This window comes from Nocardiopsis salina YIM 90010, assembly GCF_000341025.1.
GTDB lineage: Bacteria > Actinomycetota > Actinomycetes > Streptosporangiales > Streptosporangiaceae > Nocardiopsis > Nocardiopsis salina.
Genome location: NZ_ANBF01000106.1, coordinates 1 through 308 on the forward strand (window position 1 = coordinate 1; position 308 = coordinate 308).

A 308-nucleotide genomic window follows, 5' to 3' on the forward strand; every position below is an offset into this window, starting at 1 on the left:
CGGACCTGGTCGGCGGGGGTCGTGGCCACGGTCGTGACGTCGATGCCGGGGCCTGCGGTGAGGTCCTCGGCCAGGGCGCGGCGGACCAGGTCCACGTGGGACTGGTGGGGCGCGGTCCAGGGCAGGGTGAACTCCGCGCGGGCGGCGGGGTCGCGCTCGCTCTCGGGGGCGGCCAGGGGGAAGGAGATGCTGTCGAGCTCGGCGCGCAGGGCGGGTGGCAGGGAGGGCTCGGAGGCCTCGAGTGCGGTCACGGGGGTGTCGCCTTCCTGTCGGACGATGACGGCGGTGGAGCGCAGGCCGGGGCGGGG

The 308-nt window shown here is 76.9% G+C and carries 1 pseudogene; it reads right to left on the minus strand.

Annotation, left to right across the window (positions count from 1 at the left end):
* Positions 1–308, minus strand: a pseudogene (locus tag D474_RS28425) (L-aspartate oxidase); the annotation flags it as partial.